The sequence below is a fragment of the Desulfuromonas sp. CSMB_57 genome (assembly GCF_020194955.2).
Classification (GTDB): Bacteria; Desulfobacterota; Desulfuromonadia; order Desulfuromonadales; family Syntrophotaleaceae; genus JAFCIY02.
The window spans coordinates 1-2,867 of the sequence record NZ_JAFCIY020000021.1; the positions used below are offsets into that span (position 1 = coordinate 1).

2 protein-coding genes are annotated in these 2,867 nt (G+C 60.6%); both read left to right on the forward strand.

The window, feature by feature from the left end; translation table 11 throughout:
- Positions 1 to 183 precede the first annotated feature (183 nt).
- Positions 184 to 1,680, forward strand: coding sequence for an IS21 family transposase (istA, locus tag JQN68_RS05185; protein WP_249621048.1), 1,497 nt, complete (start codon positions 184 to 186; stop codon positions 1,678 to 1,680).
- Positions 1,677 to 2,444: an IS21-like element helper ATPase IstB gene (gene istB / locus JQN68_RS05190; protein ID WP_225072407.1), complete on the forward strand. Its 768-nt coding sequence runs from the start codon at positions 1,677 to 1,679 to the stop codon at positions 2,442 to 2,444. Before istA ends, istB begins: the two co-directional genes overlap by 4 nt.
- Positions 2,445 to 2,867 lie beyond the last annotated feature (423 nt).

The following is a 2,867-nucleotide window of genomic DNA, read 5'->3' on the forward strand; positions in this document are numbered from 1 at the left end:
CGTAACCGGCTTCGGCGACTTCCTCGCCCATCCGGCGCAGGTAATCGTCCCCCAGTTTGCTGACCCCTGGTTTTGATAATCTAAATTTGACCAGTTTAGAGGCCTTGTGATTACCCAAAATTGACCACCCCCGGCATCCCTTCGGTACTATGGTGCTCTACCATGGTAATCGAAGGAGAGAGGATGCTCAGGATGGATCAATACGAACACATTCGCACGGCCCATCGGGTCTACGGTCAGAACATCAGCGAAATCGCCCGCGTTACCGGGCACTCGCGCAACACCATACGTAAGGCGCTTAGCGAGCCCTACAACGGCTACTCACCACGCCAGCAGCAGCCCTTTCCAATACTCGGCCCGTTCCTGGAAATCATTGACGGCTGGCTGCGGGATGATCGGGGTCGACCCCGCAAGCAGCGCCATACCGCCCGGCGCGTTTTTGACCGGTTGGTAACCGAGTGCGGTTACACCGGCAGTGAATCGAACGTGCGCAAATACGTGCGCGAGGCCAAAGAGCGGCTGGGCATCACCACCCAGCGGGCCTTTTTACCGCTGGAACCTGAACTCGGCCAGGAAGCCGAGGTGGATTGGGGCACCGCCACGGTCATCCTGCAGGGTCAGCCGCTGAAGGCCAAGTTCTTCTGCATGCGTTCGAAAGGATCGGGCAAGCCGTTTGTGCGCCTGTATCCCTGCGAGCGCCAGCAAGCCTTCTTCGATGCCCTGATGCGCGGTTTCGCCTTTTATGGCGGGGTCTTTCCGCGGTTGATCTTTGACAATCTCACCAGCGCAGTACGCAAGGTGCTGCAGGGCAAAGCCCGCCTGGAGCAGGAATCCTTCACCCGCTTTCGGGCCTACTACAACTTCGAGGCCCGTTTCTGCAATCCTGGAGCCGGTCACGAAAAGGGCGGCGTCGAGGGCCTGGTCGGCTTTGCCCGACGCAATTTTTTGGTGCCCATGCCCGAAGCGCAGTCCCTCGAAGAGATCAATGAGCGCCTGCTGCAGCAATGTACCGCCTACGGCCGGCACACTATCAGCGGTCGGGACAAGCCCGTGGAGGTGCTCTTTGAAGAGGAGCGCTCCTGTCTGCTGGCTCTCCCCGAGGCGCCCTTTGTCAACACCCGGCTGTTATCGGCCAAGCCGGACAAGTACGCGACCGTCATCGTCGACAAGAACCGCTACTCGGTACCGACGTCCCTGGTCGGTCGCACCCTGCGGGTGCTCTGCCATGTCGATCAGGTGGAGATCTTCGCCCAGGGGCGGCGCGTGGCCGCCCACCGGCGTCTGTTCGCCAACAACCAGTGGCAACTCGACCCCGACCACTACCTGGAGCTCCTCCAGCAGCGCCCGCTGGCCTTCCACAGTGCCCGGCCGATTCGTGACTGGAAGAAACGCTGGCCGCAGACCATGCACCAGCTTTTGGAGCGCTTCTGCCAAAGCCACGGCGAAAACCGCGGCATCAAGGTGTTCATCGAAGTGCTGCTGCTGTTTCGCCACCATCCGGCCGAGGAGGTGCAGCAGGCCATCGCCACCGCAGTCAAATCCGGAATCAGTGACTGCGGCGCCATCCGGCACCTATTGCACCGCAACCAGCCCGCGCCGCAGATCATTCCTCTTGACCGGTACGCCCGGCTGCCCGAGGCTGACATTTCGGTTTATGGTCGGCTGGGAGGTGGGTCATGAACAGGGCCGCCGATGCGCTGCTGCTGCAGCACAATCTCAAGGCCCTGAACCTGACCAATATGGCTCGCCACCTTGAACAGCAGTTGCGTCAGGCCCGGGACGGCGGTATCGATTACGGCCAGTTCCTGCTGGAGCTGACGGAACTGGAGCTGCGCATCCGCTGTGAGAGCCGGGAGAAACGCCGCCTCAAGGAGGCGAAGTTTCCGCTGCTCAAACCCCTGGAAACCTTCGACTTCGAGGCCGTTCCCCAACTCGACAAACGTCTGGTACGGGATCTGGCCACAGGGGACTACCTCAAGGCCCGCCGCAACGTGATCCTGATGGGCAAAAGCGGCGCCGGCAAGACCCATCTGGCCACCGCCCTTGGCATCGAGGCCTGCCGGCAGAGCAAGCGGGTGCGCTTCGTCACCGGCTACGCCCTGGCCAACGAACTCATCGAAGCCCGCACCGAAAAGGACTTAAACCGTCTGCTCGGCAAGTATGCCCGTCTCGACCTGCTCATCCTCGACGAACTCGGGTACGTCCCCTTCTCCAAGGAAGGGGCGGAACTGCTCTTCCAGATCCTGGCCGAGCGCCATGAGCGTGGATCGGTGATCATCACCACCAATCTCGGATTTGCCGACTGGACCCAGGTCTTCGGCGATCCCAACCTGACCGCTGCACTCCTGGATCGGCTCACACACCGAGCCCATATCATCGAATGCACCTGGGACAGCTACCGCCTCAAACAGTCCCTGAAAGGAGGAGAAAAGAAAGCTTCTTAGTTCTGAAATCGCCCTTTTATTCACCGCCGGGGGTGGTCAGAATTCGGTAATCACAGGTGGTCAATTTTCGGTTGTCATTTCGAAACGGCCTGGGTTTCAATCCACGCCCCCGCGCGGGGGGCGACCGAGATCCCGATAGAGTCTTCATCGACCAACCGGTTTCAATCCACGCCCCCGCGCGGGGGGCGACTCAATATCGGTAGCCCCATCGAACCAACCTTTATGTTTCAATCCACGCCCCCGCGCGGGGGGCGACTCAATATCGGTAGCCCCATCGAACCAACCTTTATGTTTCAATCCACGCCCCCGCGCGGGGGGCGACTCAATATCGGTAGCCCCATCGAACCAACCTTTATGTTTCAATCCACGCCCCCGCGCGGGGGGCGACTCAATATCGGTAGCCCCATCGAACCAACCTTTATG

Coding starts and splice junctions, on each gene's coding strand:
- istA (WP_249621048.1), top strand. CDS start 184: ATGCTCAGGATGGATCAATACGAACACATTCGCACGGCCCATCGGGTC.
- istB (WP_225072407.1), top strand. CDS start 1,677: ATGAACAGGGCCGCCGATGCGCTGCTGCTGCAGCACAATCTCAAGGCC.